At 64.2% G+C, this 23,600-nt stretch carries 21 protein-coding genes and 1 pseudogene; 17 read left to right on the top strand and 5 right to left on the bottom strand.

Annotated features, from left to right (window positions below; translation table 11 throughout):
• Positions 1–3: 3 nt before the first annotated feature.
• The 7 genes and pseudogenes from wecB (at position 4) to EJO66_RS08200 (ending at position 7,211) form a co-directional block, all read left to right on the top strand.
• Positions 4–1,140: a non-hydrolyzing UDP-N-acetylglucosamine 2-epimerase gene (gene wecB, locus EJO66_RS08225; protein ID WP_125964977.1), complete on the top strand. Its 1,137-nt coding sequence runs from the start codon at positions 4–6 to the stop codon at positions 1,138–1,140.
• Between the two features lie 3 nt (positions 1,141–1,143).
• Positions 1,144–2,274, top strand: a pseudogene (locus EJO66_RS32925) (glycosyltransferase family 4 protein); the annotation flags it as partial.
• 102 nt (positions 2,275–2,376) lie between these two features.
• Positions 2,377–2,994: a sugar transferase gene (locus EJO66_RS32920; protein WP_276311968.1), complete on the top strand. Its 618-nt coding sequence runs from the start codon at positions 2,377–2,379 to the stop codon at positions 2,992–2,994.
• Positions 2,991–3,653, top strand: a complete 663-nt coding sequence (locus tag EJO66_RS08215; protein WP_125964975.1) for an acetyltransferase — start codon at positions 2,991–2,993, stop codon at positions 3,651–3,653. Before EJO66_RS32920 ends, EJO66_RS08215 begins: the two co-directional genes overlap by 4 nt.
• A gap of 2 nt (positions 3,654–3,655) precedes the next feature.
• On the top strand, positions 3,656–4,834 hold the full coding sequence (locus EJO66_RS08210; RefSeq protein WP_125964974.1) for a DegT/DnrJ/EryC1/StrS family aminotransferase: 1,179 nt from the start codon (positions 3,656–3,658) through the stop codon (positions 4,832–4,834).
• A 71-nt stretch (positions 4,835–4,905) separates the two neighbouring features.
• The gene (locus EJO66_RS08205; RefSeq protein WP_125964973.1) at positions 4,906–5,220 is read left to right on the top strand and encodes a VanZ family protein; all 315 of its coding nucleotides are present in this window, start codon (positions 4,906–4,908) and stop codon (positions 5,218–5,220) included.
• Positions 5,217–7,211: a polysaccharide biosynthesis protein gene (locus EJO66_RS08200; RefSeq protein WP_125964972.1), complete on the top strand. Its 1,995-nt coding sequence runs from the start codon at positions 5,217–5,219 to the stop codon at positions 7,209–7,211. The genes EJO66_RS08205 and EJO66_RS08200 overlap by 4 nt, the downstream gene beginning before the upstream one ends.
• A 56-nt stretch (positions 7,212–7,267) precedes the next feature.
• Here EJO66_RS08200 and EJO66_RS08195 read toward each other — a convergent pair whose 3' ends face one another.
• The 5 genes from EJO66_RS08195 to EJO66_RS08175 form a co-directional block, all read right to left on the bottom strand.
• The gene (locus EJO66_RS08195) at positions 7,268–9,535 is read right to left on the bottom strand and encodes a polysaccharide biosynthesis tyrosine autokinase (protein WP_125964971.1); all 2,268 of its coding nucleotides are present in this window, start codon (positions 9,533–9,535) and stop codon (positions 7,268–7,270) included.
• Positions 9,532–9,966 (bottom strand): low molecular weight protein-tyrosine-phosphatase, encoded by a 435-nt coding sequence (locus tag EJO66_RS08190; protein ID WP_124959375.1) that lies wholly within the window; start codon positions 9,964–9,966, stop codon positions 9,532–9,534. The genes EJO66_RS08195 and EJO66_RS08190 overlap by 4 nt, the downstream gene beginning before the upstream one ends.
• 31 nt (positions 9,967–9,997) lie before the next feature.
• Positions 9,998–12,970, bottom strand: a complete 2,973-nt coding sequence (locus EJO66_RS08185) for a YjbH domain-containing protein (RefSeq protein WP_125964970.1) — start codon at positions 12,968–12,970, stop codon at positions 9,998–10,000.
• The gene (locus EJO66_RS08180; RefSeq protein ID WP_164547788.1) at positions 12,967–13,605 is read right to left on the bottom strand and encodes a YjbF family lipoprotein; all 639 of its coding nucleotides are present in this window, start codon (positions 13,603–13,605) and stop codon (positions 12,967–12,969) included. Before EJO66_RS08180 ends, EJO66_RS08185 begins: the two co-directional genes overlap by 4 nt.
• 131 nt (positions 13,606–13,736) lie before the next feature.
• Positions 13,737–14,012 (bottom strand): hypothetical protein, encoded by a 276-nt coding sequence (locus EJO66_RS08175; RefSeq protein WP_125964968.1) that lies wholly within the window; start codon positions 14,010–14,012, stop codon positions 13,737–13,739.
• 430 nt (positions 14,013–14,442) lie between these two features.
• Between EJO66_RS08175 and EJO66_RS08170 the strand changes: the two genes are divergently transcribed.
• Genes EJO66_RS08170 through EJO66_RS08125 form a run of 10 tightly spaced genes read left to right on the top strand, consistent with a single transcriptional unit; the run spans position 14,443 to position 23,600 of the window.
• A complete protein-coding gene (locus EJO66_RS08170) occupies positions 14,443–14,709 on the top strand; it encodes a flagellar biosynthetic protein FliQ (protein WP_041945483.1) in 267 nt (88 codons plus the stop codon).
• A 29-nt stretch (positions 14,710–14,738) separates the two neighbouring features.
• On the top strand, positions 14,739–15,554 hold the full coding sequence (locus EJO66_RS08165) for a flagellar biosynthetic protein FliR (RefSeq protein ID WP_420856669.1): 816 nt from the start codon (positions 14,739–14,741) through the stop codon (positions 15,552–15,554).
• A complete protein-coding gene (locus tag EJO66_RS08160; protein ID WP_125964967.1) occupies positions 15,554–16,651 on the top strand; it encodes an EscU/YscU/HrcU family type III secretion system export apparatus switch protein in 1,098 nt (365 codons plus the stop codon). The genes EJO66_RS08165 and EJO66_RS08160 overlap by 1 nt, the downstream gene beginning before the upstream one ends.
• Positions 16,648–18,735 carry a flagellar biosynthesis protein FlhA gene (gene flhA / locus EJO66_RS08155; RefSeq protein ID WP_125964966.1) on the top strand — a complete coding sequence of 696 codons (2,088 nt, stop codon included), beginning with the start codon at positions 16,648–16,650 and terminating at the stop codon, positions 18,733–18,735. The genes EJO66_RS08160 and flhA overlap by 4 nt, the downstream gene beginning before the upstream one ends.
• A gap of 19 nt (positions 18,736–18,754) precedes the next feature.
• The gene (locus tag EJO66_RS08150) at positions 18,755–19,534 is read left to right on the top strand and encodes a flagellar hook-basal body protein (protein ID WP_125964965.1); all 780 of its coding nucleotides are present in this window, start codon (positions 18,755–18,757) and stop codon (positions 19,532–19,534) included.
• A 43-nt stretch (positions 19,535–19,577) separates the two neighbouring features.
• A complete protein-coding gene (gene flgG, locus EJO66_RS08145; RefSeq protein ID WP_125964964.1) occupies positions 19,578–20,366 on the top strand; it encodes a flagellar basal-body rod protein FlgG in 789 nt (262 codons plus the stop codon).
• Complete coding sequence (gene flgA, locus EJO66_RS08140; RefSeq protein ID WP_125964963.1) at positions 20,350–21,405, top strand: flagellar basal body P-ring formation chaperone FlgA; 1,056 nt, start codon at positions 20,350–20,352, stop codon at positions 21,403–21,405. Before flgG ends, flgA begins: the two co-directional genes overlap by 17 nt.
• Positions 21,402–22,007, top strand: a complete 606-nt coding sequence (locus EJO66_RS08135) for a flagellar basal body L-ring protein FlgH (protein WP_125964962.1) — start codon at positions 21,402–21,404, stop codon at positions 22,005–22,007. Before flgA ends, EJO66_RS08135 begins: the two co-directional genes overlap by 4 nt.
• A gap of 8 nt (positions 22,008–22,015) precedes the next feature.
• Positions 22,016–23,158, top strand: coding sequence for a flagellar basal body P-ring protein FlgI (locus EJO66_RS08130; RefSeq protein ID WP_240648542.1), 1,143 nt, complete (start codon positions 22,016–22,018; stop codon positions 23,156–23,158).
• Positions 23,159–23,216: 58 nt separating this feature from the next.
• Positions 23,217–23,600 carry a flagellar basal body rod protein FlgB gene (locus EJO66_RS08125; RefSeq protein WP_125964960.1) on the top strand — a complete coding sequence of 128 codons (384 nt, stop codon included), beginning with the start codon at positions 23,217–23,219 and terminating at the stop codon, positions 23,598–23,600.

The raw sequence follows: 23,600 nt of genomic DNA, 5'->3' as shown, positions 1-23,600 counted from the left end.
CCCATGAAAAAACTCAAAGTCCTGACCGTGGTCGGCACCCGGCCCGAGATCATCCGCCTGTCGCGCGTACTGGCCCGGCTGGACGAGCATTGCGAGCACGTGCTGGTGCATACAGGCCAGAACTACGACTACGAACTCAATCAGGTTTTCTTCGACGACCTGGGCGTTCGCAAGCCCGATCATTTCTTGAACAGCGCGGCAGATTCGACGGGTGCCGCGAACACCATCGGCAATCTCATCATTGCGGTGGACAAGGTGCTTGGGCAGGAGCAGCCCGAGGCAATGCTGGTTCTGGGCGATACCAACAGCTGCCTGTCGGTCATCCCGGCCAAGCGCCGCAAGATTCCGATCTTTCACATGGAAGCCGGCAACCGCTGCTTCGACCAGCGCGTGCCGGAGGAGACCAACCGGCGCATCGTGGATCACACGGCTGATGTGAATTTGACCTACAGCACCATCGCCCGCGACTACCTGCTGCGCGAGGGGCTTCCGCCGGACCTGGTCATCAAGACCGGCAGTCCTATGTTCGAGGTGCTTTCCCATTACCGCCCGAACATCGATGCATCCGATGTGCTCACGCGGCTGAGCCTTGGGGCAGGCCAGTACTTTGTGGTGAGCGCTCATCGCGAGGAGAACATCGAGTCTTCCCAGTCTTTCGCAAAGCTGGTCGAGGTGCTCAATGCAGTTGCCGAAGACCATGGATTGCCGGTAGTCGTCTCGACGCACCCGCGTACGCAGAAGCGCATTGACGCCACGGGGGCGCGCTTTCACGCAAACGTCCGCTTGCTCAAGCCTCTAGGCTTTCACGACTACGTCAAGCTGCAGCTGTCTGCTCGCGCAGTTCTTTCCGACAGCGGCACCATCAATGAAGAGTCGTCGATCTTGAACTTTCCGGCGCTCAACCTGCGCGAGGCGCATGAGCGGCCTGAAGGAATGGAAGAGGGCGCGGTAATGATGGTGGGACTCGAGGTTGTTCGCGTACGCCAAGGGTTGGCCATTCTCCAGACACAGCCGCGCGGTGCTGAGCGTGGCTTGCGCCAGGTTGCCGACTACAGCATGCCGAATGTCTCGGACAAGGTGCTACGCATCATTCACAGCTACACCGACTACGTGAATCGCGTCGTGTGGAAGAAGTACTGATCCATGGCCGTTCGCGTATTACTGCTCACGCAATGGTTCGATCCCGAACCGACCTTCAAGGGCATTGTGTTTGCACGCGAGCTCGTTCGCCAGGGGTTCGAGGTGGAGGTGGTCACCGGCTTTCCGAATTACCCGGGTGGAAAGGTGTACCCCGGGTATCGCATCAAGTGGCTGCAGCGCGAGGTGATAGATGGTGTGCAGATCACTCGCTTGCCGCTTTACCCGGATCACGGCCAGTCCGCCATCAAGCGGGTGCTGAACTACGCGAGCTTCGCGGCATCTGCATCCATCTACGGCTTGTTTTTTGCCAAGCGCCCTGCGGTGATGTATGCCTACCATCCGCCGCTGACCGTGGGCGTGACAGCCGGGTTGATCCGCCTTCTCCGCCGCATTCCTGTCGTTTACGACATTCAGGACATGTGGCCGGACACCTTGCGGGCAACTGGCATGCTCAACAACCAGCGGGCATTGGGCATCGTTGCTTCGGTCTGCAAGTGGGTCTACAGGCGCGTGGATCACATTGCCGTGCTTTCGCCCGGCTTCAAGAAACTGCTGGTGCAACGCGGTGTTCCAGAGTCAAAGATAGATGTGATCTACAACTGGGCCGACGAGGCTTCGTTGACCGCACCTCAGGGGCAGTTGCCTGTAGCGTTTCCTGCGGCAGAAAAGTTCCGGATCCTCTTTGCCGGAAACATGGGCAAGGCCCAGGCACTGAATGCGGTATTGGATGCGGCGGTGCTGCTGCAGCAACGCGGATCGCGTGTTTGCTTTGTGCTGCTTGGCGGCGGCGTGGAGGTGGATCGCCTTGTCGAACGGGCCGCGGAATTGCGCCTAGGCAATGTGGTGTTCTTGCCGGCCGTGCCCATGGCAGAAGTCGGCACCTTGCTGGACGCGGCCGATGCCTTGCTGGTGCATTTGCGGAAAGCCCCACTGTTCGAGATCACCATTCCGTCCAAGACGCAGGCATACATGGCTGCTGGCAAGCCCTTGCTGATGGCGGTGGATGGCGATGCCGCCGATTTGGTGCGGGAGTCTGGCGGAGGAGTAGTTGCTGCGTCCGAGGATCCGCAGGTGCTGGCGGCCTCCGCCGAAGCGTTGGCAGCCATGGCTCCGGAGGCTCTGGCAGAAATGGGAGCAAAAGCCCAACGCCACTATCGCGAGCACCTCTCGCTGCGAATCGGCGTCGAGCGCTTCGGAGCGCTCTTCAAGCGGTTGGGTGCCAGAAAGATATTTGATGTGAAGCGCGTATTCGACGTCTTCTTGGCCGCGGTGGCGTTGCTGCTGTTTGCGGTTCCTCTCGCGCTCCTGACTTGGCAAGTGAGTCGCAAGCTTGGCAAGCCCGCGTTTTTTCGGCAGGTCCGGCCGGGGTGGGGAGGGCGCCCCTTCGAACTGATCAAGTTCCGCACCATGACCAATGCGCGCGACGCCAGCTGGCAGTTGTTGCCTGACGCCGAGCGGCTCACGCCATTTGGCCGCTTCCTGCGTTCGAGCAGCCTCGATGAACTGCCCGAACTCTGGAACGTCCTCAAGGGTGATATGAGCCTGGTGGGACCGCGCCCTCTATTGGTGGAGTACCTGCCGTTGTATTCAGCCGAGCAGGCGCGCCGCCATGAAGTGCGCCCGGGCATCACTGGATGGGCGCAAGTCAATGGCCGCAACGCACTGAGCTGGGAAGAGAAATTCAAGCTTGACGTCTGGTACGTCGACAACCGCACGCTGTGGCTCGACATCAAGATCCTGTGGCTCACGATGCGCAAGGTGCTGGTGCGCGATGGGATCTCTGCGGCGGGCGAGGCAACCATGCCGCGTTTCACTGGCTCTTCCACCGCCACTTCGCACGGAGTTGAGTCATGACGCAACCCTTGTTCGCGGTCTACGGCGCCAGCGGTTGTGGCCGGGGCGTGATGCCGCTGGCGCGTGCGCAACTGGTGGGGCAGTGCATTGCGGATACGCGGCTTGTTTTCATAGATGACCAGCCCGCGGCGCCGGTGGTCAATGGCCAAAGAGTGTTGCGCTACACGGAATTCCTGCAGCAGGAGGCTAGCGAGCGCCATGCCGTGCTGGCCATCGCCAACAGCAAGGTGCGCGAGCAGTTGGCCGCGCGCTGCAAGGCGGATGGCGTACGCGCCTGGACGGTGAGCGCGGACAACGTCGTGCGCATGGACGATGTGGAACTGGGGGAGGGCGCGGCCCTGAGCCCTTTCGTCACTCTCACCTCCAACATCCGTATCGGACGGCATTTCCACGCCAACCTCTACAGCTATGTCGAGCACGACTGCGTGATCGGCGACTTCGTCACCTTCGCGCCGGGCGCCAAGTGCAACGGCAATGTGGTCATCGAAGACCACGCATACATCGGTTCGGGGGCGGTTATCAAGCAGGGCCGTCCAGACAAGCCACTGGTCATCGGGCGTGGTGCCGTGGTGGGCATGGGCGCCGTCGTCACGCGTGATGTGCCGGCCGGCTCCACGGTGGTCGGCAACCCCGCCCGCCTCTTTTCTCCCAAAGGTTGATTGTGCTGAATACCCCGTTCTCTCCCTGGCCCAGCTTCACTGCCGAAGAGGCCGAAGCCGTGCAGCGTGTGCTGCTCTCCAACAAGGTCAACTATTGGACCGGACAGGAGTGCCGCGAGTTCGAAAAGGAGTTCGCCTCCTGGACGGGCACTGCGTATGCGGTGGCGCTGGCCAACGGCACATTGGCGTTGGACGTGGCCCTGAAGGCGCTGGGCATCGGCCCGGGCGATGAAGTGGTGGTTACGCCGCGCACCTTCATGGCAAGCGTTTCTTGCGTGGTCAATGCAGGTGCCACGCCGGTGTTCGCGGATGTCGAGGCCGACAGCGGCAACCTTTCGGTGGCCACCATTGCGCGGGTGCTCACGCCGCGCACGCGCGCGATCATCTGCGTGCACCTGGGTGGCTGGCCCTGCGACATGGATCCGATCATGGCGCTGGCCGAGCAGCATGGCCTCAGGGTCATCGAAGACTGCGCCCAGGCGCATGGTGCGCACTATAAGGGGCGGGCGGTCGGCTCCATCGGACATGTGGGCGCCTGGTCTTTCTGCCAGGACAAGATCATGACCACGGGCGGCGAGGGCGGCATGGTCACCACCAACGACGAGTCGCTCTGGCGCGCCATGTGGGAATTCAAGGACCACGGCAAGAGCCACGAGGCGGTGTTCAAGCGCGAGCATCCGCCCGGCTTCCGTTGGCTACACGAAAGCTTCGGCACCAACTGGCGCATGCTGGAGATGCAGGCCGTGATCGGCCGCATCCAGTTGCGCCGCATGGCCGACTGGACCGTGCAGCGCACGCGCCATGCAGACTCGCTATGGGTGGCCTGCCGCCCGCACGCGGCAGTGCGCGTGCCCGCCGTGCCCGAAGGCAGCGTGCATGCTCACTACAAGTGCTATGTCTATGTGCAGCCAGAGCGGCTGGCGCCGGGCTGGAACCGCGACCGCATCGTGAATGCTATTCAGGCGTTGGGCGTGCCTTGCTATCAGGGCTCCTGCTCGGAGGTGTACCTCGAGAAGGCTTTCGATGGCACCGGCTGGCGGCCGGCTGAGCGCCTGCCGGTGGCGCGTTCCCTGGGCGAAACCAGCGTCATGTTCCTGGTGCACCCAACGCTGACGGCCGCTGAAATGGACGCCAGCTGCGCGGCCATTGGGCAAGTGCTGAAAGAAGCGAGCGCTCCGTGAGCCTGAGCGCTGCCCGAAACTGGTTGCCTCGGCCTGGAGCCGCGGCTTGGCGCTGGCTGCTGGCGTTTGCAATGCTCGCGCTGCTGGTGTTGAGCGTGGCGCCGTCCTCAATAGCCTCTGCCTTGCCCTCGACGGGCTGGGACAAAGGCAATCATGTCTTGGGTTTTGCTGTGCTGGGGCTGTTGGGCCAACGGGCCTGGCCAGGGCGTACGGCCATCGTCTTGACCGCCTTGCTGGCCTATGGCGGGCTCATCGAACTGCTGCAATCGTTCACGCCCGATCGCATTGCCGAGGCTGCCGATTTGCTGGCCGATTGGGTGGGGCTGCTGTTGGGTGCAGGCTTCGCGTTCTTGCTTGATAAGAACTTCTCGGGGGAGTCCACATGATTGATCGTCTGGCGCAGCCTGTGCTGGCATTACCGCGACCCCTAAAGAGGGTGTTGGCCTTGTTGGTGGACACCGGCCTGTGTGTGCTGTGCGTTTGGATGGCACTCAGCCTACGCTACGAGCGTTGGGTAGAACTGACTGGCGTGCATTGGCTGGCGGTAGCCGGCGCGGTCATGTTGGCGCTGCCGCTGTTCGTGATCTCTGGCCTGTACCGTGCAATCTTCCGATATGCCGGCAGTGCGGCGTTGATGGCCATCGGTCGCGCTTGCTCCTTGTTCAGCGTGGGCTACGTCATGATGTTCACCGTGGTCGGCGTGGAAGGTATTCCACGCACGGTGGGCCTGTTGGTGCCTGCGCTGCTGTTGTTCACGGTGGGCGCTTCGCGCCTGGTGGCGCGCTACTGGCTGGGGGGCCTGTATTCGCAGGTGCTGCGCAGCAAGACGCTGCCGCAGGTGGTGATCTATGGTGCCGGCAAGGCCGGGCGCCAGTTGGCTGCGGCGCTGGCGCACAGTCCCGAGATGGTGGTGCGGAGCTTTGTCGACGATTCACCGCATCTGCAGGGCCGCACCCTCAACGGCCTGCCCATCTACCCGCCATCTTGGCTCAAGGCCAATGCCGCCGCCATGTGCATTACCGACGTGTTGCTGGCGCTGCCATCGGTTTCATACGGGCGCAGGGCGCAAATTCTCAACGAACTCTTGTCGCTGCACCTGCGCGTGCGCACGCTTCCGGGCATGGCCGATCTTGCGCAAGGCAGGGTGCAGGTCAAGGACCTGATGGAGGTCGACATCGAAGACCTGCTGGGCCGCGATCCGGTGGCGCCGGTTGACGATCTGCTGCATCGCCATGTGCGCGGCAAGGTGGTGCTGGTGACAGGCGCGGGCGGTTCTATTGGCAGCGAGTTGTGCCGCCAGATCGCGCAGCTGAAGCCATCGGTGTTGCTGCTGGTGGAATGGAGCGAATACGCGCTCTATGCCATTCATCGCGAATTGGAGCAAAACGCGCCCGCGCTGAGCCTGGTGCCGCTGCTGGCCTCCGTGTGCGACAGCGCTCGCATGCGCCAGATCATGAGCGTGTGGCGGCCCGATACCGTCTACCACGCCGCGGCCTACAAGCACGTGCCGCTGGTGGAGCACAACCCCGTGGAGGGCCTGATCAACAACACGCTGGGCACGCTCACGGCCGCATTGGCGGCGCGAGACCATGGCGTGGGCCAGTTTGTGCTGGTGAGCACCGACAAGGCCGTGCGGCCCACCAACATCATGGGCGCGAGCAAGCGCCTGGCCGAAATGACGTTGCAGGGCCTGGCCCAGCAGAAGCCAAGCACCTGCTTTTCGATGGTGCGCTTTGGCAATGTGCTGGGCTCCAGCGGCTCCGTGGTGCCCCTGTTTCGCCAGCAGATCGAAGCGGGCGGACCGATCACGCTCACGCATGAAGACATCACACGCTACTTCATGACCATTCCAGAAGCGGCGCAGCTGGTGATCCAGGCCGGTGCCATGGCCGAGGGCGGCGACGTGTTTGTGCTGGAGATGGGCGAGCCGGTGCGCATCATCGACCTGGCACGCCGCCTGGTGGAACTGTCGGGCCGCACGGTGTGCGACGCACGGAACCCCGAAGGGGATATCGAGCTGCTGATCACCGGCCTGCGGCCCGGTGAAAAGCTCTATGAAGAACTGCTGATTGGCGACAACGCCATGCCCACCGCCCATCCGCGCGTGATGAAGGCGCATGAGGCGTGCCCGCCCTGGGAAGAGCTGGCGCAGCAGATCGATGAGTTAGGCGTGCTGCTGGAGCGCAACGACGTGCCGGCGATCAAGTGCAAGCTGCAGCAGCTTCTGGGTGGCTACCGGCCGCATGCGGAGGTGGTGGACTGGGTGCATATGGAGCTTGAACGCCAGAGTGATGCGCAACTGAAGCCGGGATCGACCGTGCCCGATTGCGTCGCTCTCGGTGCCGCGGTGCCGCCGCCTGCGCTCGCTTCCATCTGATCGTCGGAACGCCAGAGACGCGCTTGGCACAGCGTCCCGGCTCAATACCGCGAGGTCTATTCGTTGTACTTGTACGCCGTATACCGGTAGCCACCGTACCGGTAGCCATGGCTGCCGTAGTGGCGCCGCGTCAGGTCGATGCCGTTGAAGATCACGCCGCTCACTGCCTTGCCTGCATGTGAGAGGCGCTTGGCGCTTTCGTTTAGCTCGCCGAGTTGGGTCTGGTCCGCGCGGGCGACCAACAGCACTGCGCCCATATACGGCGCCACCGCGGCCGTGTCGGCGGCTACCAGTACTGGCGGCGTGTCGATGATGACCAGTTCGTACTGTGCGGACAGCACGTCGAGCATACGCACGAAGCTTTCCGACATCAGCATGTCGGCAGGGTTGACTGGCAGCTTGCCCGTGGTCAGCACGTCGAGGTTAGGTAGCACCTGCGCGCGAATGGCTTGCTGTGCCGAAAGCTCGCCGGCCAGCAACTCCGAGAGGCCGCCTTCGCGCGGCAGGCCGAACTGCTTGTTCAGATGGCCTTTGCGCATGTCGGCGTCGATCAGCAGCACTCGTTTGCCGGCATGGGCCATGATGGCCGCGAAGTTGCCAGAAACAAAGCTCTTGCCAATGCCTGGCGTCGCGCCAGTGATGAGGACGCGGTTGTTGCCGGCTTCAAGCGTGGCGAATTGCAGCGCGATGCGCAGGCTGCGCAGCGCTTCGATAGGAGGACTGTCCGGGTGGGTCACCGCGAGTAACTGGATACCTCTGGCACCGGCAGCAACGCTCTGGTCGAGCGTCGTCTGTTCAGCTGTGAAGGGAACGACCGAATAGACTGAGAGGCCAGTATGAGCCTCAATCTCCTGCGGATCCCGGATGCCCGCTAGCAAGCTGCTGCGCATGATGGCCAGTACCGCGCCGGCCAGCAGCCCCAGTACCAGCGCGATCGCGAGGATCTGCGGCTTTTGCGGCTTGATCGGCTCCTTGGACTTCACCGCCTTGTCGAGCAGGCGTACGTTGCCGGTCTTGCCTTCCTTCACCAAGCGCAATTGCAGCGCGTTGTTTTGTAGTGATTGATAGAGCCCGCTGTTCACTCGCACGTCGCGCTCCAGGCGTAGCGCATCCTGCTGCAGCGTAGGCATGCGGGTCACGCGTGCATTGAGACTGCTGATTTCCCTTTCGATGGCGGTGATCTGTCCATCGATGGTTTTCACACGAGAGTTGATGTCGGTGAAACGCGCAGCCAGTTCGCGGCGCCGCTGTTGGGTCTCGAGCAGCTTAGTTTGTAGCTCGATGGTCTGGGCCAGCACGCCTTTGGCTTCTTCGTCGAAGGCCACAGTGCCATTCTTGTTTCGAAAGCGCGTGTAAGCGTCTTCGGAGGCTTCGAGCTGGCGCTTGAACTCAGGCAGTTGTTCGTCGAGGAATTGCAGTGTCTTTTGCGCCTCGGCCGCCTTGCGCTCGACGTTCTGTTGCACGTACTGTTCGCCAATGGCATTGAGAATGCGTGAGAGTCGGTCGCGGTCGCTGTCTTGCAATGCCACGTTGATTACGTTCGATTGCTTCCCTTGTTCACCGAGTTGCAGGCGCTTTTGCAGATCCTCAATGGTGCGAAGCTGCGACGCGCGCGAGACGACAAATTCCGCGCCGGGCTTTCCTTCAAGTTTGTCGATCAGCAGATCGATGACGCCACCTTCGAGGGCATGGTGCAGTGGCTGGCCAACAGTGCCGCTCAACGGCTGGTCTAGCTCCGCGTGGCTCAGCGTGTATTTACCATCACCCCGGGCGGTGACCAGGAAGGGCGCTTCGTCTTCAAGCTCCACCGGCAGGTCGAAGCGCGCGACGCTGATGCGTTCCTTGCCATTGACATAGCCACTAATGCCAAGGAAGCCCGGGTCCGAAAGCCCGTCGGCACGTCGCGCAAGCCAACGGCCGAATATCGGCAGATAGCGTGGTTTGGCATCGATATAGAAGCGTGTCTGGTCCACTGCCGCGCCAAGCACCATCCGCGAGCGGATGACCTGAATCTCGCCGGTGGCGGGCGTCTTCACGTCGAAGAGGTTGGAGGCATCGCCGAGGAAGCCCTTGGCATCGGGTGCGGCATCCTCGACCTGAATCAGCAGGTTGGACTGGTAGATGGGCGTGGACAGCAGCGCGTAGGCAATGCCGAGCGCCAGCCCCAACGCGGTGACAGCTGCAACAAGCCACTTGCGGTCGATCAGGATGTCGATCCATTCCGACAGGTTGATCACATCATCATCGTCCGCCTTTGCAGTCGAAGACGCAGCAGACTGGCCGGCCCGCGCAGCATTGGAGGTAGTCACAGCAGGAGTGTTCATTTGAATTGCCGAATCCGTTCGGCCCATGTCTTGACGCCGGCGTCGATGAGTTGAAGTGCGTGCTCGAAGGCTTCCTGGCCCATGCGGTAGGGGTCAGGGATATTCAGCTTGGCGGTTTCGGCAAGGCGAAAGACCCTGCCGCGCGCCAGCGGGTAGTTGTTCTCGATGTGGCGGCGCTGTCCGTCGTCCATGGTGAGGATCAGGTCGGCCTGGACGCACATCGACTGGGTGATCTGGCGCGCACGGTGGGCGCTCAGGTCAAGGCCGCGCGCGGCCATCAGTTCTTGCGCGATGGGGTCCGCGGGGTGGCCTATCAACGCACCCGTGCCGGCCGACGACACGGTGATCTCGGGCAGCGCATCGGCCAGCAGGATGTGCGCCATGGGGCTTCGGCAGATGTTGCCGATGCAAACGACAAGAACGGATTTCAACGTGTCCGCCTTTCTTTGAAGGAAAAAACGCTCATGGGCTGCGATCGAAATTCAAGATGTTGTCTCCGGCACGCGGCTTGTTGTCTGGCGGGGCCGCAAAGTTGAACGCGCCCTGGTCGCGCACGGAGGTCAGTTCATAAAGGGTGTTGCTGCGGGCCAGGCGCGCGCCGCCGTCGCGCGTGAGCGGCGACCATGCAAAGCCCAGCGCAAACTTGCTCGACCGCGGCAGCAGGGCGTCGAGCGGAATCGAAAGGTAGATGCCCTTGTCGAAGTCGCCTTCGCCAAACTGCCTTGAAGAGACGTTGGTCTTGGTGGCGTAGGCGCCCAGCACAAAGCCGTTGTCGAAGCGGCGAATGACTTCGAGTGTGACGCCGCGGTCGCCCGCCAGGTACTGGCCCGCGCTGATCTTGGCCATGACGCCGTTCCAGCCGGTGTCCCAGTAAAGGCTGGCGTGGCCGGTGGTCACCTTGTAGTCGCGCAGGCCAAAGTCCTGGTTGAAGTCGCGCTGGCGCACGCGGTTGATGTCCACGCCAAAGGCCACCGGTGAGCGCGCGGGCCGGTAGAGCCATTCGGCACCCACGCCCGCAAACATGGTTTCGAGCAGGCCGCCATACATGCTGTAGTAGTGGTTGCTCGACAGCTGGCCCACGTGCGTGAGCTGCAGCGACGGAATGGTGAAGCGCCGCGATGTGACGTACTCGCGCTGGTAGGTGCGCACGCGCGGCAGTTCGCTGGGCGCGGTGTAGGTGAACTTGTCGTAGTTGTCGGCCAGCCGCAGGTTGACCGCGCCGCTAAGCCAGGTGCGCTGGGTAAAGCGGTATTCGGCGGTGGCCTGGATGCCGATCTGGTAGAGCAGGAAGGCGTCGGGCCCGCCAACGATCTGGCCGTAGCTCGGCGCCATGCCAAAGGTGAACTTGTCGCGCGGGCGCACCCAGGGGGCGTTGGTTTCAGGGGCGGCGGCCTCGGTGGCGGCGGTGTTCTGCGCGGGGCTGCTGCGCTTGTCGTCGGGGCGGGCCAGCTCGGGTTCGTAGTCGCGCTTGGACACGGCCCGCGCGGCATGCGGCGGCAAGGCCTGGATGCGCGCGGCCACCCATTCGGCGCGTTCGATGGCCTGCGCATGCACCGCAAGGCCGCGCTCGGCGTAGTGAAAGACAAAGGTCTTGATGGCGTCGGGCGCATCGTGGTGGAGCACCGCAATGGCTTTTTCGACGCGCGCGGTGCGGTAGACGGTGTTGCTGTCGGTCACCCACACATGCAGCACGTCGTCCTTGGGCGCAATGCGCTCGACGATCCATTCGGTCTGCGCCTCGATCTCCGCCGCGGTGGTTGCCCAGCCGGGGGAGCGCGGGGCCGCCTCCGGCCTGAATTCCGGCAGCGGCCGGTCGGCTGGCTTGGGCGACTGCGATGCCGCCAGGTTGCTCGACAGCGTGAGGCCAATCATGAACTTGTCGCCGCGCTCGAAGCCGGCAGACAGCGTGACCTTGGGCGACACCTGGTAAGACAGGCCGATGTTGAAGGGCGAGCGCTGGCGCTGGTTGTTGTTCTGCGGCTCGCTCTGGTAGTCGTTGCCTTCGTATTCGAGCTTGAGGGTGAGCGGGTCCCACGGCGTGCGCCACTGCACGCCGCCAAAGAGGGCCGCCGGGCCACGAAAGTAGGAGCCGAACCTGGCTTCATTGGTGCTCGACCGTGAGCGGGTGTCGAAGCGGCTGCCCAGCAGCTTGAAGGGGTTGCTGATGTTGCCGCTCGCGCCCAGGTAGCCCCAGCCGATGCCTAGGCTGAAGTCGAGGTCGTACCAGCGCTTGCTGGCCACCAGGTACTCGCCGGAGAACAGGCCGGTACCGCCCAGGTCCCGAAAGCCCAGCGCAAGCTCGGGCACGAAGGTGGTTTCCTTCAGCAGCCGAAGCTTGATGTCGATGCTCTTGTCCTTGTTCGACTGGCCGGTGGTGCTGGCTTCGTACGCGCGGTTGGAGATGGAGGTATAGCGAAACCCCGCTTCCATCCAGTCAAGGGGCTGGAACATGACGTTCAGCCGCGTGTAGGGCCAGATCGACGTGAGCGATGCGCGCATGTCGCCGGCCACGCCCATGCGGGCCGATGGCGTTTGCAGCAGGCCGGTTTCCCCCCAGTCGTTACCGCTGATGTCGAGCGGGCGCGGCTGCGGGGCCACGGCTTCGGGCAGCGTGGCGGCGACGGTGGGCGCGGCGAACACGGGCGCGTTGGCGGCCGGGGGAGCGGTGGTGCTGGGTTCCTGCGGCGACGGGCCTTGCACGGCAAGGAACTTGATGAGGCCTTCCGACAGGTCCGCCAGGGCGCTCATGCGGCGCGGCGGGGCCCAGATCCAGGCGCCGGGCGCGGGTTCGTCGGCGGGCTCGGCATTCCAGGCGCCGATGCCTGCGCGCGTGGTGCGACCGTCGGGCTGCGCGATCCAGGCCCAGTCGGTGCCGCTGCCAAGGTCGCAGGCGCTCAGGTAGTCGAGCACCGAGCGTCCGCCTTCGTGCGCCACCTGGCAAAAGCTGCCGTCGGGCTGCACCACGGTGACCGAACGCAGCGGGGCGGGCGGCACCGCGAGCCGCTGGCCTTCGCGGAGCACCGGGTCTTGCCCGGGGTTCGCCTGCAGCCAGCGCGGGTCGACAATGCCCAGCGCCACGCGGCCGGTCGCCGGGAGGCTTTGCAGCATGGACAAGAGCTGCTCGCGCGAAGTCCGTTCCTCAGGCGAGGCCGATCGAACGGCCGCTTCCACCCGCACCAGCAGTGACTCTTTCAGGTACTGCTGTGCGAGCAGTTCCTGCGGCACCTGCCATGCGAGGCCGGGGCCGGCCGCATCCTCGGGTTGGCGCAGGAGCCAGTCGCTGAGCCGCTCGCCCGGCCGCACTTGCGCAGCGCCGCCAACACTGCGGTCGGTGGCTGCGGCATGGGCGGAGGGAGTCATCAACACGATCGCGGCGGCCAGTAGGCTGAGGCGGAAGGGGTTGGTGATGGGGCCGGTCGGGGGCAGGGGGCTCATGAACCAGCTGCGCTTGTCGAGGCAACGTTGGCTGGCACAGAGGGATTCCACCGCTCGAAGCTCAAGCACAGATCACGGGAAAGGCACTGCTCGGAATAGACCGCCTCGAGCTTGTCGCCCACCTGGGCGAGGCCAAAGCGTGCCGGCGGCAGCGAGGCCGAAGCCGGGCGCGTGCTGCTGCGCTCCTCGACCCAGCGCAGCGAACTTGCGGGCCGGCCGGCGAGCATGGTGTCGGTGGGCGGCGCGATCGGCCGCTGCTCGATGTCGTCGCGGATGCCCGAGCGGTAGCCCGGCATCAGGTCGCGCTCGCGCTGGAATCGTGTTGTTGCTGTCGTCGTGCTTTCGGCGGCCGTGGCAGAGGGCCAGGCAGGCGTGTTGACAAAGCGCACGGCGCGCCAGTCGGTCGTGAGGCCGGCCGTGGCCACCAGGCGCCCGTGGCGCAGGCGCACCGTTTCACCCGAGGCGCTGTACCAGACCTCTGTGGGACCTTCGGGATGGGGGTCGACGTATCCGAGCACGAGAAAGACGGTGCGGCCTTCGAAGGTGGCACGCAAATAGCTGAATTCCGGACGGAATGTGTGGGAGTCCGACGGCGAGGCGTTGTTGTTGTAGAGGTGCCGGGCCGTGGCAAGCATTGCCGAGGAGCCCGAGGAGCATCCGCCCAAAAAAAAGGATGATGCGAGTACGCAACATCCTAGTTTTTGCACCGCGCTGGCGATGCGTTGGAATCTCGCTGGGAACCCCCCCTTGCGGAGGGCTCCGACCATTACCTGGTGCCGGTGGTACCAGTGCCGGTGCCGCCAGGGCCGCCGGGGATGATGAAGCCACCACCGCCGTTGCCGCCGCCGCCGCCAAGGGTAGCCGCCAGCAGCACGCCGCCGCCAACCGCAGCGCCAATTTGCGGGGTCGTCAGGCCGCCACCGCCGGCTGCGCGCACGGCATCGGCAGCGCTGGCCGGAGGCGTGGGCAGGGTTTGTGCGAGGGCAGGCGCGGAGGCCAGGGCTGCAAGGGCCATGGCTGCGATCAGGCGACTATGTTTCATGAATTTTTTCCCCGTTCGAATGAAGCTTGGAGGTGAGCGACAGCGTCGACAACCGATAGTAACCGGCGATTGCGCATTGTTACCCTGGTCAACGGTCCGATGGTACCACTTTGGGGAGTGGCACGCGATAGATGAAAGCTGAACGAGTGCCAATAAGTCACACCCGATGACCGCTGTACTTGAAAGAACTCAATCCGCTCGGTGGGCCGCAGGCAATAGCCCAGTTGCGTCGTTACAACCAAAATCCTACCAGTCTCCCTAGGTATTGGCTTTGAAATTAATACAAATGAATTAATTTTAGAAATGTGCCAACTGGAATTAATGTTCGGCTAAAACTAAATCGTAAGGCTACGTTAGACTTGCTTCAAAGAGTCGTCGAATAAAAGGCCGTCCACAAGACGGCACAGAGTTATCCGGTTGCGGGGAGAGCATGCACGCTGATTTGGCCTTGAAGATGATGTCCGATCTGTTTTGGACAGGGCTTCTGCTATGCCTTCCCGTGCTCGGATTGACGATGCTGGTAGGGGTGGCAGTCAGCGTACTGCAGGTGGTGACCCAGATCCAGGAAATGTCATTGACATTCGTTCCCAAGCTCTTTACCGCAGGGGCGGTAATGATTCTTGCCGGCCCCTGGATGCTCCGCAAGCTGACTCAATTCACGGTGCAGCTCTGGAGCGGCATTCCTTCGATGTTCTGATTTGCGAACTCGTTGTGAACCCCCTGCAATTGCAATCTGCGGCCGCAGTCCTTGCGCCCGAGATCGGCGGCACTTGGCTGGCCTTTGTCGGACTTTTGGCCTTGCGCGTGGCCGCAACGTTTGCCATGACGCCCATTTTCTATGCGGTGCCGCTGCCGGCTTCGGTGCGCATGCTGCTGGTGCTGGGGTTGTCGATAGCGCTGGCTTCCGGTCTTTCGGCTCCGGTTGGCGCATGGATGGGCTGGAGCGAGCTGCTGTTCTCCGCGCTTGCTGAGCTTGCGCTGGGTGCCACGCTCGGCCTCGGGATCCTGCTGGCCTTTGGCGCGTTTTCCATTGCGGGGCAGTTGCTGGACGTTCAGCTGGGTTTCGGCATTGCGCAAGTCATCGATCCGGTGACGCAGCGCCCCATTCCGGTGCTGACGTCGGCCTTCAACTACCTCGCGGTCCTGGTGTTCTTTCTTCTCAACGGGCATCACGCGCTGCTGCGGGGCATCAGCTACAGCGTGGAGCGCTTCCCCGTGGGCGCGTCCTGGTCTGTCGGGCATGCGGTTGCCCCGGTGCTGAAGCAGGCGGCGGGTCTCTTCAGCCTGGGGTTTGCGCTGGCGGCACCGGTGGTGTTCTGCATCCTGCTGGTGGAGTTTGCCTTGGGCGTGGTGGGCCGCAACCTGCCACAGATGAACATGTTCACCATGGGCATTCCAGTGAAGATCCTGGTTGGCCTGGTGGCGCTTTCATTCTGGTTTGCCGGCATCGGCGCCGTCATGACGCGCGCCTATGCGGGCATCGCGTCGACATGGGACGGCATCTTCGTTGCCGCCCCGGCACCAACGCAGCAGAGGCGCTGATGGCGGAGCAGGACCTCGACCGCAATGAAGCGGCCACGCCCTACAAGCTGCAGCGTGCGCGCGAGCGCGGGCAGGCCGCCAAAAGTACCGACGTGGTGGCTGCGCTGGTGTTTGGCGTGGCAGTGGTCTACCTGACGTGGCGCGGCTTTGGTGCCGTGGCAAGCCAATTCCGTTTCGACCAGGCGCTCCTGATCCACGCAGGCCGTATGGATCCTTCGGGCGTGGGGCTCTGGCCGCTGATCGAGCGTGCGTTGCGCTCCGCTTTGACGCTTGCGGCGCCTTTCTTCGCGGCCATCATGCTGGCGGCGATCGTCGGCAACATGATGCAGACGGGGCCGATACTTTCGTTCGAGCCCGTGAAGATGGACTTCAATCGGATCAATCCGGTCAACGGGCTCAAGAAGCTGTTTTCCATGCGCGTGCTGTTCGACACGGCGCGCGCCATCGTCAAGCTGGCCTTGCTGGGCCTGGTGGCCTTTCTTGCGCTGGAGGCCCTGGCCAGCCAGTTCTATGCGCTGGCCTCCTTGTCGCCCGTGGGCTACCTGCGCACGCTGCTGGACGATCTTGCGAGCGTCGGTCTGAAGATGGCCCTGGTGCTTACGCTCATTGCCCTGCTGGACCTGATGTACACCCGGCGCGAGTTCGCAAAAAAGATGCGGATGAGCCAGCGTGAACTCAAGGACGAGGCCAAGCACCGCGAAGGCGACCCCCGCATTCGCGCCCGGTTGCGCGAACTGCGGCGCGAGACGCTGAAGCGAAGCCTTGCATTGCGCCAGACGCGCAATGCCGACGTGCTGATCACCAACCCCACCCATCTTGCCGTGGCGCTCAAGTACGAGCATGGCCGCATGGCGTCCCCCCAGTTGCTGGCAAAGGGTGCGGGGCACATGGCGGCCGCCATGCGCGAGATTGCTGCGCGCCATCGCATTCCGGTGGTTCAAAACCCCCCGCTGGCTCGCCGCCTCTACAAGGAGCTGCCGGTCGATCATTCGGTGCCCCCCGAGCTTTATGCGCAGGTGGCACGCATCATCGTGTGGGTGTTTGCCATGCGCGAACAGCGGCTGGGCCGCGGTACGGCCGCGGAAGGCAACGCATGAACTCGCTTGGACGCGTTCTTGGCAAGCACAGCGACATTGCGCTGGTGCTGCTGGTGCTTGGCGTGCTGGTGGTGCTTTTTGCGCCCATTCCCAGCGGCCTGCTTGATTTTCTGATCCTTAGCAACTTCGGCTTCGCCTTCCTGGTCCTGCTGCTGACCTTCTACATGGCGCGGCCGGTGGAGTTTTCGACCTTTCCGTCGCTGCTCCTGATTGCGACGCTGTTTCGGCTGTCGCTGAACGTGGCGGCCACGCGCCTCATTCTTTCCGATGGAGACGCGGGCCGGGTGATCGGCGCGATTGGCGCGTTCGTGGTGGGTGGCAACTATGTGATCGGCCTGATCGTGTTCTTGATTCTGATCGTGGTGCAGTACGTGGTGGTCACGAGCGGCGCGCAGCGGGTGTCCGAGGTGGCGGCGCGCTTCACGCTCGACAGCATGCCCGGCCAGCAGATGAGCATCGACGCCGACCTGAACATGGGCTTCATCGACCAGGCCGAGGCCCAGCGAAGGCGCAAGAACATCGAGAAGGAAGCCGGCTTCTACGGCGCAATGGATGGTGCGAGCAAGTTCGTGAAGGGCGACGCCATTGCCGGCATCATCATCCTGCTGATCAACATCATCGGCGGGCTGGTGATTGGCGTCATGCAGCACGGCATGCCGTGGGGGCAGGCGCTGCAGACCTACACATTGCTAACCATTGGCGACGGCATCGTGACCCAGGTGCCCGCGCTCGTGATTGCAGTGGGTACCGGCATCATCGTGACGCGCTCGTCTTCCGACGTCAATCTGAGCCGCGAGGCGCTGCGGCAGGTGAGTTCGTTCCCCAAGACGCTGCTTCTGGTTGCCATGGCCCTGGGCGGGCTGCTCTTGCTGCCCGGCATTCCGGTGTTGCCGACGCTCGTGCTTGCCATGTGCTTTCTGCTGGCCGCAACCATGCTCTACCGCGCCGCCAAGGCCAAGGAATCGAATCCCGCTTCGGCCCTGCCTGACGGCGCAGAAGGTTTGCAGCACGCCGCGGACGGTTCGACCGCCCAGGCAAGCGACGACCCCTACGCGCAGATGCAGGTCGAGCCCATCGAAGTGCATCTGGGAAGCAACTGGGTGCCGGTGGTCAACCAGCCGGGCAGCGTGTTCATGGAGCGGGTTGCCGCGTTCCGCAAGCAGCATGCGCAGGAGTTCGGCCTGGTGCTGCCGCGCGTGCGCTTCAAGGATTCGGCGCGCCTGTCCGCCGACCGCTACGAGATTCATCTGGACGGCGTGATCGTGGGCAAGGGCGAGGCACGCGCGGACCGGCTGCTTGCGATTCATCCGGCGGGCGATACCAAGTCGGTGCCCGGCGAGCCCACGCGCGATCCGACCTACGGGCTGCCGGCGCTGTGGATCGAAGAAAGCCAGCGCAGTGCCGCGAGCCAGGCAAGGTACACGCTGGTGGACGCGCCCACGGTGTTCATGACGCATCTCACAGAAATGCTGCGGCGCGAATCGGCCACGCTGCTGACGCGCGCAGAGGTCGACCGGTTGCTTGCGCGCGTGCGGCAGAGCCAGCCCGGCCTGGTCGAAGAGCTGATTCCGACCGTGCTTTCCTCCAGCGACGTACAGAAGGTGCTGCAGAACCTGCTGCGGGAGAAGGTCTCGATCCGCCATATCGAGGCCATTCTGGAAACCCTTGCCGACGCCGGCCGCACCACCCGCGACGCCAATCAGCTGACGGAGATCGTGCGCCAGCGGCTCGGCCATGCCATTTGCCAAGGCTTGCTGGGCGATTCGGCCTCGCTGCAGGTGCTCACGCTCGATCCGGCGGTGGAAAGCCAGTTCCTGCAAAGCATTCACGCGGCCACCGAGGCGGGCGGGGCGCAGCCCTTCGTTCTGGACCCGCGCATGTCCGAGCAGCTGATGAAGCGGCTGATCCAGCAGGCCGAAAGAATGATGAAGAGCAATCTCCTGCCGGTACTGCTGTGCGCGCCCGAACTGCGCCGCCACGTGCGGGCGCTGTCGGAGCGCGTGATGCCGCACCTGCGGGTGCTGTCGATGGCAGAGGTTCCTCACACCATCGAGCTGAAGTCCTTCAGCATCGTCCAACTTTGAGACACCAGAAAGCAAATCCATGAGCGACGTACTCGCCATCAGCCTGAACAGCATGCAGCAGGACATGGCACGCCTGGAGCGCATCAGCATGAACATGGCCAATGCCACCACCCCGGGCTACAAGCGCGACGTCGCCAGCTCGCTGCCGGTGGGGGCGGGGGCGTTTTCCGATGCGCTGCGCGAAGCGCGGGCGAGCACCTTGGCTGGAAGAGCGGCGGGGTCTCCCGCGGCGGGCACCTTGCTCGTGCAGACCGATGCGCGGCCGGGCAGCCTCAAGTCGACCGGCCAGAGCCTCGACGTGGCACTGACCGCAGCGGGGTTCTTCGAGGTTTCGACCGACGCCGGCCTGGCCTATACGCGGCAGGGCAGCTGGCAGCTCGATGCGCGCGGGCGCCTTGTCACGGCGCAGGGCCATCCCGTCATGGGAGTGGGCGGCGAGATTGTGCTGACTCGTCCCAACCCCGTCATCGATGCAAGCGGCCAGGTGTTCGAAAGCAAGCCCGGAGGCGGAGCGGAGCCGACGCCGGTCGGGCAACTCAAGGTGGTTCGCTTCGAGAACACCGACGACTTCCAGCGCATGGGTGGCGGGCTGATGCGCACGGAGCAGCAGCCCGCGCAAGTGGCAGAAGCCGATGTCCAGCTCCGACAGGGCTTTGTCGAGAACTCCAACGTGAGCTCCATGCAGGAAATGGCGCAGCTGATCCAGTCGATGCGGCATTTCGAATCGATGCAGCGTGTTGCGCTGGGCTACGACGAAATGATCGGTGGGGCGGTACGCAAGCTCGGCGAGCTCTCGTAAGAGCCCGCCGCCAGCCATCTTCAATCTTCAACGGAATACAACCATGTTCGATGCCCTCTACATCAGCGCGACCGGGATGCAGGCCCAGCAGCTCAACGTCGACACCATTGCCAACAATCTGGCCAACGTCAACACCACGGGGTTCAAGAAGAGCAAGGTCGGTTTTTCGGACTTGATGGTTCGCGAGGCGGGCCGCCTCGGGCAGACGCAGGAAGGAGCCGGCATTCTTGGGGCCGAGAGCCGCCTGGGTGCGGGTGTCGGGATTGCGTCGGTATCGAAGCTCTTCGACATGGGCGACCTGAAGAAGACGGAGTCGGCGTTCGATGTTGCAATCCAGGGCGAAGGCTTCCTGGAAGTGACCATGCCCGACGGGTCGAGCACCTTCACGCGCGGCGGGACTTTCAAGGTCAACCGTGACGGGCTGCTGGCAACCTCCGGCGGGTTTCCTTTGAAGTCCAACATTGCCATTCCGGACAACGCCCAGAACATGCAGATCGACGGCGACGGCCGCGTGCGTGTTCAAGTGGGCGGGCAGAGCACGCCCATCGAGGTCGGCCAGCTCGATCTCGTGCGCTTCACCAGCCCGACGGCATTGCTGCCTCAGGGCGACAACCTCTACCGATCGAGCACGGGCTCGGGAGAAGCGATTGCCGCCAAGGCCTCGGAAGATGGCATGGGCAGCTTCGCGCAGGGCTTCCTCGAAGGCTCGAACGTCAAGCTGACAGAAGAAATGGTCAACCTGATGGTGGCCCAGCGCGTGTACGAGGCCAACGTGAAGGTCATGCAGGCGTCGGACGAGATGCTGGGGATGATCAATGGCCTTCGCAAGTAGTTTGCCCGGTTGGATCGCCTCGGCCCTGGGGGCGGCGGCGATGTCGACGCTGGCGGTTGCAGGGCCTTCGCCCGACCGGGGCGCCGGGTCGGCGAGCGAGCCGTCGGTCTCCATCGAGTTGCGGCCATTGGTCCGCGTCGAACGCGCCAGTGTGCGGCTGGGCGACATCGCATTTCTTACGTCGCGCGACCTGCCGACGCTGCGCCGCCTGATGGCGTTGCCCATCGGAACAGCTCCGCGGGCGGGGTCGCCGGTCACGCTTGACCGCGACACCGTTGTGCGCTGGGTCGAGGCCCGAAGCGGCCTGCAGTTTGCGGATGGCGCCCCCGGCATCCGTTGGGGCGGTGCGAGCGAGACTTCAATCGAGACCGCTGCGCAGGAAGTGCCTGGCGAAGCCGTGGTCGAGGCCGCGCGCTCCGTGCTTCTGGGCTGGCTGTCGCAGCGCAGCGTGCGAGCCGAAGTGCAGCCGGTGTCTTCGGCGCGCGACCTGATCCTGCCCGCGGGCGTGCCGGTGCTGCGCGTGCGGCCGCTGGCAAGCCAGTCGCAACCATCCAGGCGCATGCTTGTGTGGGTCGACGCCTGGGTGGATGACCGTTTTGTGCGCACCACCGCCGTGACCTTCGAAGTCAATGCCTGGGCGCCGCTCCCGGTTGCCACGGAAAGCATGAGAAGCGGCTCCCAGGTCGATGCAGTATTGCTGCGGGGCGCCACCGAGTCGCGCGAAGTCGACCTCACGAACATCAGGCACGGCACGCCCGTGTCATCCGGTGCCGAGCTCGACGCGGGGCGGCAGCGCTTGCGCAGGCCGCTGAAGTCCGGCGAGGTGCTGACCAATGCGCACCTCGAGCCAGCGCCTGCGGTGGTGCGCGGAAACTGGGCGCATCTTCAGGCCGGCAGCGGTGCCGTGTCGGTCGAGAGCCGCGTCGAGGTTCTGCAGGATGGCCGCACCGGCCAGCTTGTTCGCGTCAAGGTTCCGGGGTCGAGCGGCGAGGTACTCGCGCGGGTCACCGGGCCTGGCCAGGTGGAGGTGCAGCCATGACGCGCAGGCATTTTCAATGCGCTCGCGCGGCCTTGGCGGCGCTGGTTGCCGGCGCGGCATTGCTCTGCACGGCGCCGGCCGTTGCCGAAAGCCTTTTCCAGGAAAACAGCTTTCGCCCTCTGACGGCGGACAACAAGGCGTTCCGGGTGGGCGATTCGCTCACCGTGCAGGTGTTCGAGAACTCGTCCGCCTCGACCAGCGCCAATACCGGCACACGGCGCGCCAATGACATCAGCGGCTCGGTCACGCAGACGGGCAATCGGGTCGTGGGGCAGCTGGGCATCGGCGTAACGGGCGAATTCGACGGCGGCGGGCGCACGCAGCGCGCCAACAAGCTGCTTGCGACGCTGACCGTCACGGTCAAGGAAGTGCTGGCCAACAACGAGCTGCGCGTTGCCGGCGAGCAATTGCTCACGGTGAACGACGAACTGCAAAAGGTCAACCTGGAGGGCCGTGTGCGCCCGCAGGACATTTCCGATGGAAACGTCGTGCTCTCCACGAGGCTCGCGGACGCCCGCATCACCTACGTGGGCGAGGGCGATGTGGCCGACCGCGCACGCCGCAGCGCATGGCGGCGGATCTTTGACTGGCTGGGACTGTGATGACCCCGATGACTTCTTTGGCGCCGATCCGCCTGCTTTGCTGCGCACTGGTGGTTGTTCTGCTGGGCATCGGTTGGCCGGGGGCTCAAGCGGCCTCGTCCGACGCTGTGCGCGTGAAGGACCTCGGCAAGCTCAAGGGCTGGCGCGACAACGCGCTTTTCGGCACCGGCATCGTGACCGGCCTTGCCGGAACAGGCGACTCGCCCTCCAACCGCACCACGCGCCAATCGCTGGCCAACGTGCTGTCGCAGTTCAACCTGACCATTGCGCCGGAGGCCGTGCAGAGCCGAAACGTCGCCGTCGTGATGGTGAGCGCCGCATTGCCGACCTTTGCCCGGGAGGGCGACACGCTCGACGTGACCGTGAGTTCCGCCGGCGATGCGCGCAGCCTGGTGGGCGGCACGCTGCTGATCACGGCGCTGAAGGGCGCCAACGGACGCGTTTACGCGCTGGCCCAGGGCGGCCTTTCGGTAGGGGGTTACCGCTACGACGCCAACGGCAACGTGGTTCAGAAGAATCACCCCACCGCAGGTTCGATTCCCAACGGCGCCACGGTGGAGGTTGGCCTCAACGCCGAGATGCTCGATGAACGGCAGAGCGTGACCTTCGTCCTGTCCGAGCCCGACTACACCACCGCGAGCCGGGTTGCCGCAGCCATCAACACCCAGCTGGGCAGCGGCATGGCAAAGGCTCGCGATGCCTCGGGCATCGAGATCGCGGTGCCGCCGGCGCAGCGCGATGAACTGGTGACCTTGTTCACGCGCATCGAGAACGTGACGGTCGAACCCGACCGGCGCGCCAAGGTGGTGATCAACGAACGCACCGGCACGGTGGTTTCCGGCGGCGACGTGCGGATATCGAAGGTGGCCATCTCGCACGGCGACATCAAGATCGCGATATCGACCCAGAACACGGCCTCGCAGCCTTTCAACATCTTGAACGGCGGGCCGGACATCCGAACGGCCATCGTCACCAATACGCGCGTCGATGTCGACGAATCCAACGGGACCGGCTTCGTGGCCGGGAGCAACACCGTCTCGGACCTCGTGCAGTCGCTGGCCCGCATGAAGACCAGCACACGCGACGTCATTTCCATCTTGCGTGCGGTCAAGGCCGCGGGCGCCCTGCATGGCGAACTCGTCGTGCAGTGATGGGTCCTGGCGCTGCATCACTCTTACCACCCCTTCATCAAGCATCCGGAGACAAGGTATGACAGACGGAATCGAAGCCGTGACCCGATCGGCGCTGGCCATGGCGCTGGACGCCGCAAGCCTGCGCCAGCAGGCGATCGCGACCAATATCGCGAATGCGAACGCCGTTGGCTATGTGCCGCAGCGCGTGAGCTTCGAAGACCAGCTTGCCGATGCACGAGGCGCGCTGGCGCAATCCGGCCGGCTCGATGCATTCGCGCTGAGCCAGGTCCGCCCGCGCATCGAGCCGGCCGCGGACGACCTGGGCGTTCCCGCGCAGGTGCAGCTCGACGCCGAAGCCGCGGACATGGCACGCAACGCCGTGCACTACCAGGCGCTGGTCAAGGGCCTGTCGCGGCATTTCGCAATTCTTTCAATGGCCGCCGGCGACGGCAGGAAATAG

Source organism: Variovorax beijingensis (assembly GCF_003951285.1).
GTDB classification, from domain to species: Bacteria; Pseudomonadota; Gammaproteobacteria; order Burkholderiales; family Burkholderiaceae_C; genus Variovorax; species Variovorax beijingensis.
Note: the sequence above shows the minus strand (reverse complement) of the source record. Positions and strands in the feature narration are given on the sequence as shown.

Bases quoted from the DNA above. Each gene is read 5' to 3' on its own strand.
- wecB (WP_125964977.1), top strand. From the start codon at position 4: ATGAAAAAACTCAAAGTCCTGACCGTGGTCGGCACCCGGCCCGAGATC.
- EJO66_RS08215 (WP_125964975.1), top strand. From the start codon at position 2,991: ATGACGCAACCCTTGTTCGCGGTCTACGGCGCCAGCGGTTGTGGCCGG.
- EJO66_RS08205 (WP_125964973.1), top strand. From the start codon at position 4,906: ATGCTCGCGCTGCTGGTGTTGAGCGTGGCGCCGTCCTCAATAGCCTCT.
- EJO66_RS08200 (WP_125964972.1), top strand. From the start codon at position 5,217: ATGATTGATCGTCTGGCGCAGCCTGTGCTGGCATTACCGCGACCCCTA.
- EJO66_RS08195 (WP_125964971.1), bottom strand. From the start codon at position 9,535: ATGAACACTCCTGCTGTGACTACCTCCAATGCTGCGCGGGCCGGCCAG.
- EJO66_RS08185 (WP_125964970.1), bottom strand. From the start codon at position 12,970: ATGAGCCCCCTGCCCCCGACCGGCCCCATCACCAACCCCTTCCGCCTC.
- EJO66_RS08180 (WP_164547788.1), bottom strand. From the start codon at position 13,605: ATGCTTGCCACGGCCCGGCACCTCTACAACAACAACGCCTCGCCGTCG.
- EJO66_RS08175 (WP_125964968.1), bottom strand. From the start codon at position 14,012: ATGAAACATAGTCGCCTGATCGCAGCCATGGCCCTTGCAGCCCTGGCC.
- EJO66_RS08170 (WP_041945483.1), top strand. From the start codon at position 14,443: ATGCACGCTGATTTGGCCTTGAAGATGATGTCCGATCTGTTTTGGACA.
- EJO66_RS08160 (WP_125964967.1), top strand. From the start codon at position 15,554: ATGGCGGAGCAGGACCTCGACCGCAATGAAGCGGCCACGCCCTACAAG.
- flhA (WP_125964966.1), top strand. From the start codon at position 16,648: ATGAACTCGCTTGGACGCGTTCTTGGCAAGCACAGCGACATTGCGCTG.
- EJO66_RS08150 (WP_125964965.1), top strand. From the start codon at position 18,755: ATGAGCGACGTACTCGCCATCAGCCTGAACAGCATGCAGCAGGACATG.
- flgG (WP_125964964.1), top strand. From the start codon at position 19,578: ATGTTCGATGCCCTCTACATCAGCGCGACCGGGATGCAGGCCCAGCAG.
- flgA (WP_125964963.1), top strand. From the start codon at position 20,350: ATGGCCTTCGCAAGTAGTTTGCCCGGTTGGATCGCCTCGGCCCTGGGG.
- EJO66_RS08135 (WP_125964962.1), top strand. From the start codon at position 21,402: ATGACGCGCAGGCATTTTCAATGCGCTCGCGCGGCCTTGGCGGCGCTG.
- EJO66_RS08130 (WP_240648542.1), top strand. From the start codon at position 22,016: ATGACTTCTTTGGCGCCGATCCGCCTGCTTTGCTGCGCACTGGTGGTT.
- EJO66_RS08125 (WP_125964960.1), top strand. From the start codon at position 23,217: ATGACAGACGGAATCGAAGCCGTGACCCGATCGGCGCTGGCCATGGCG.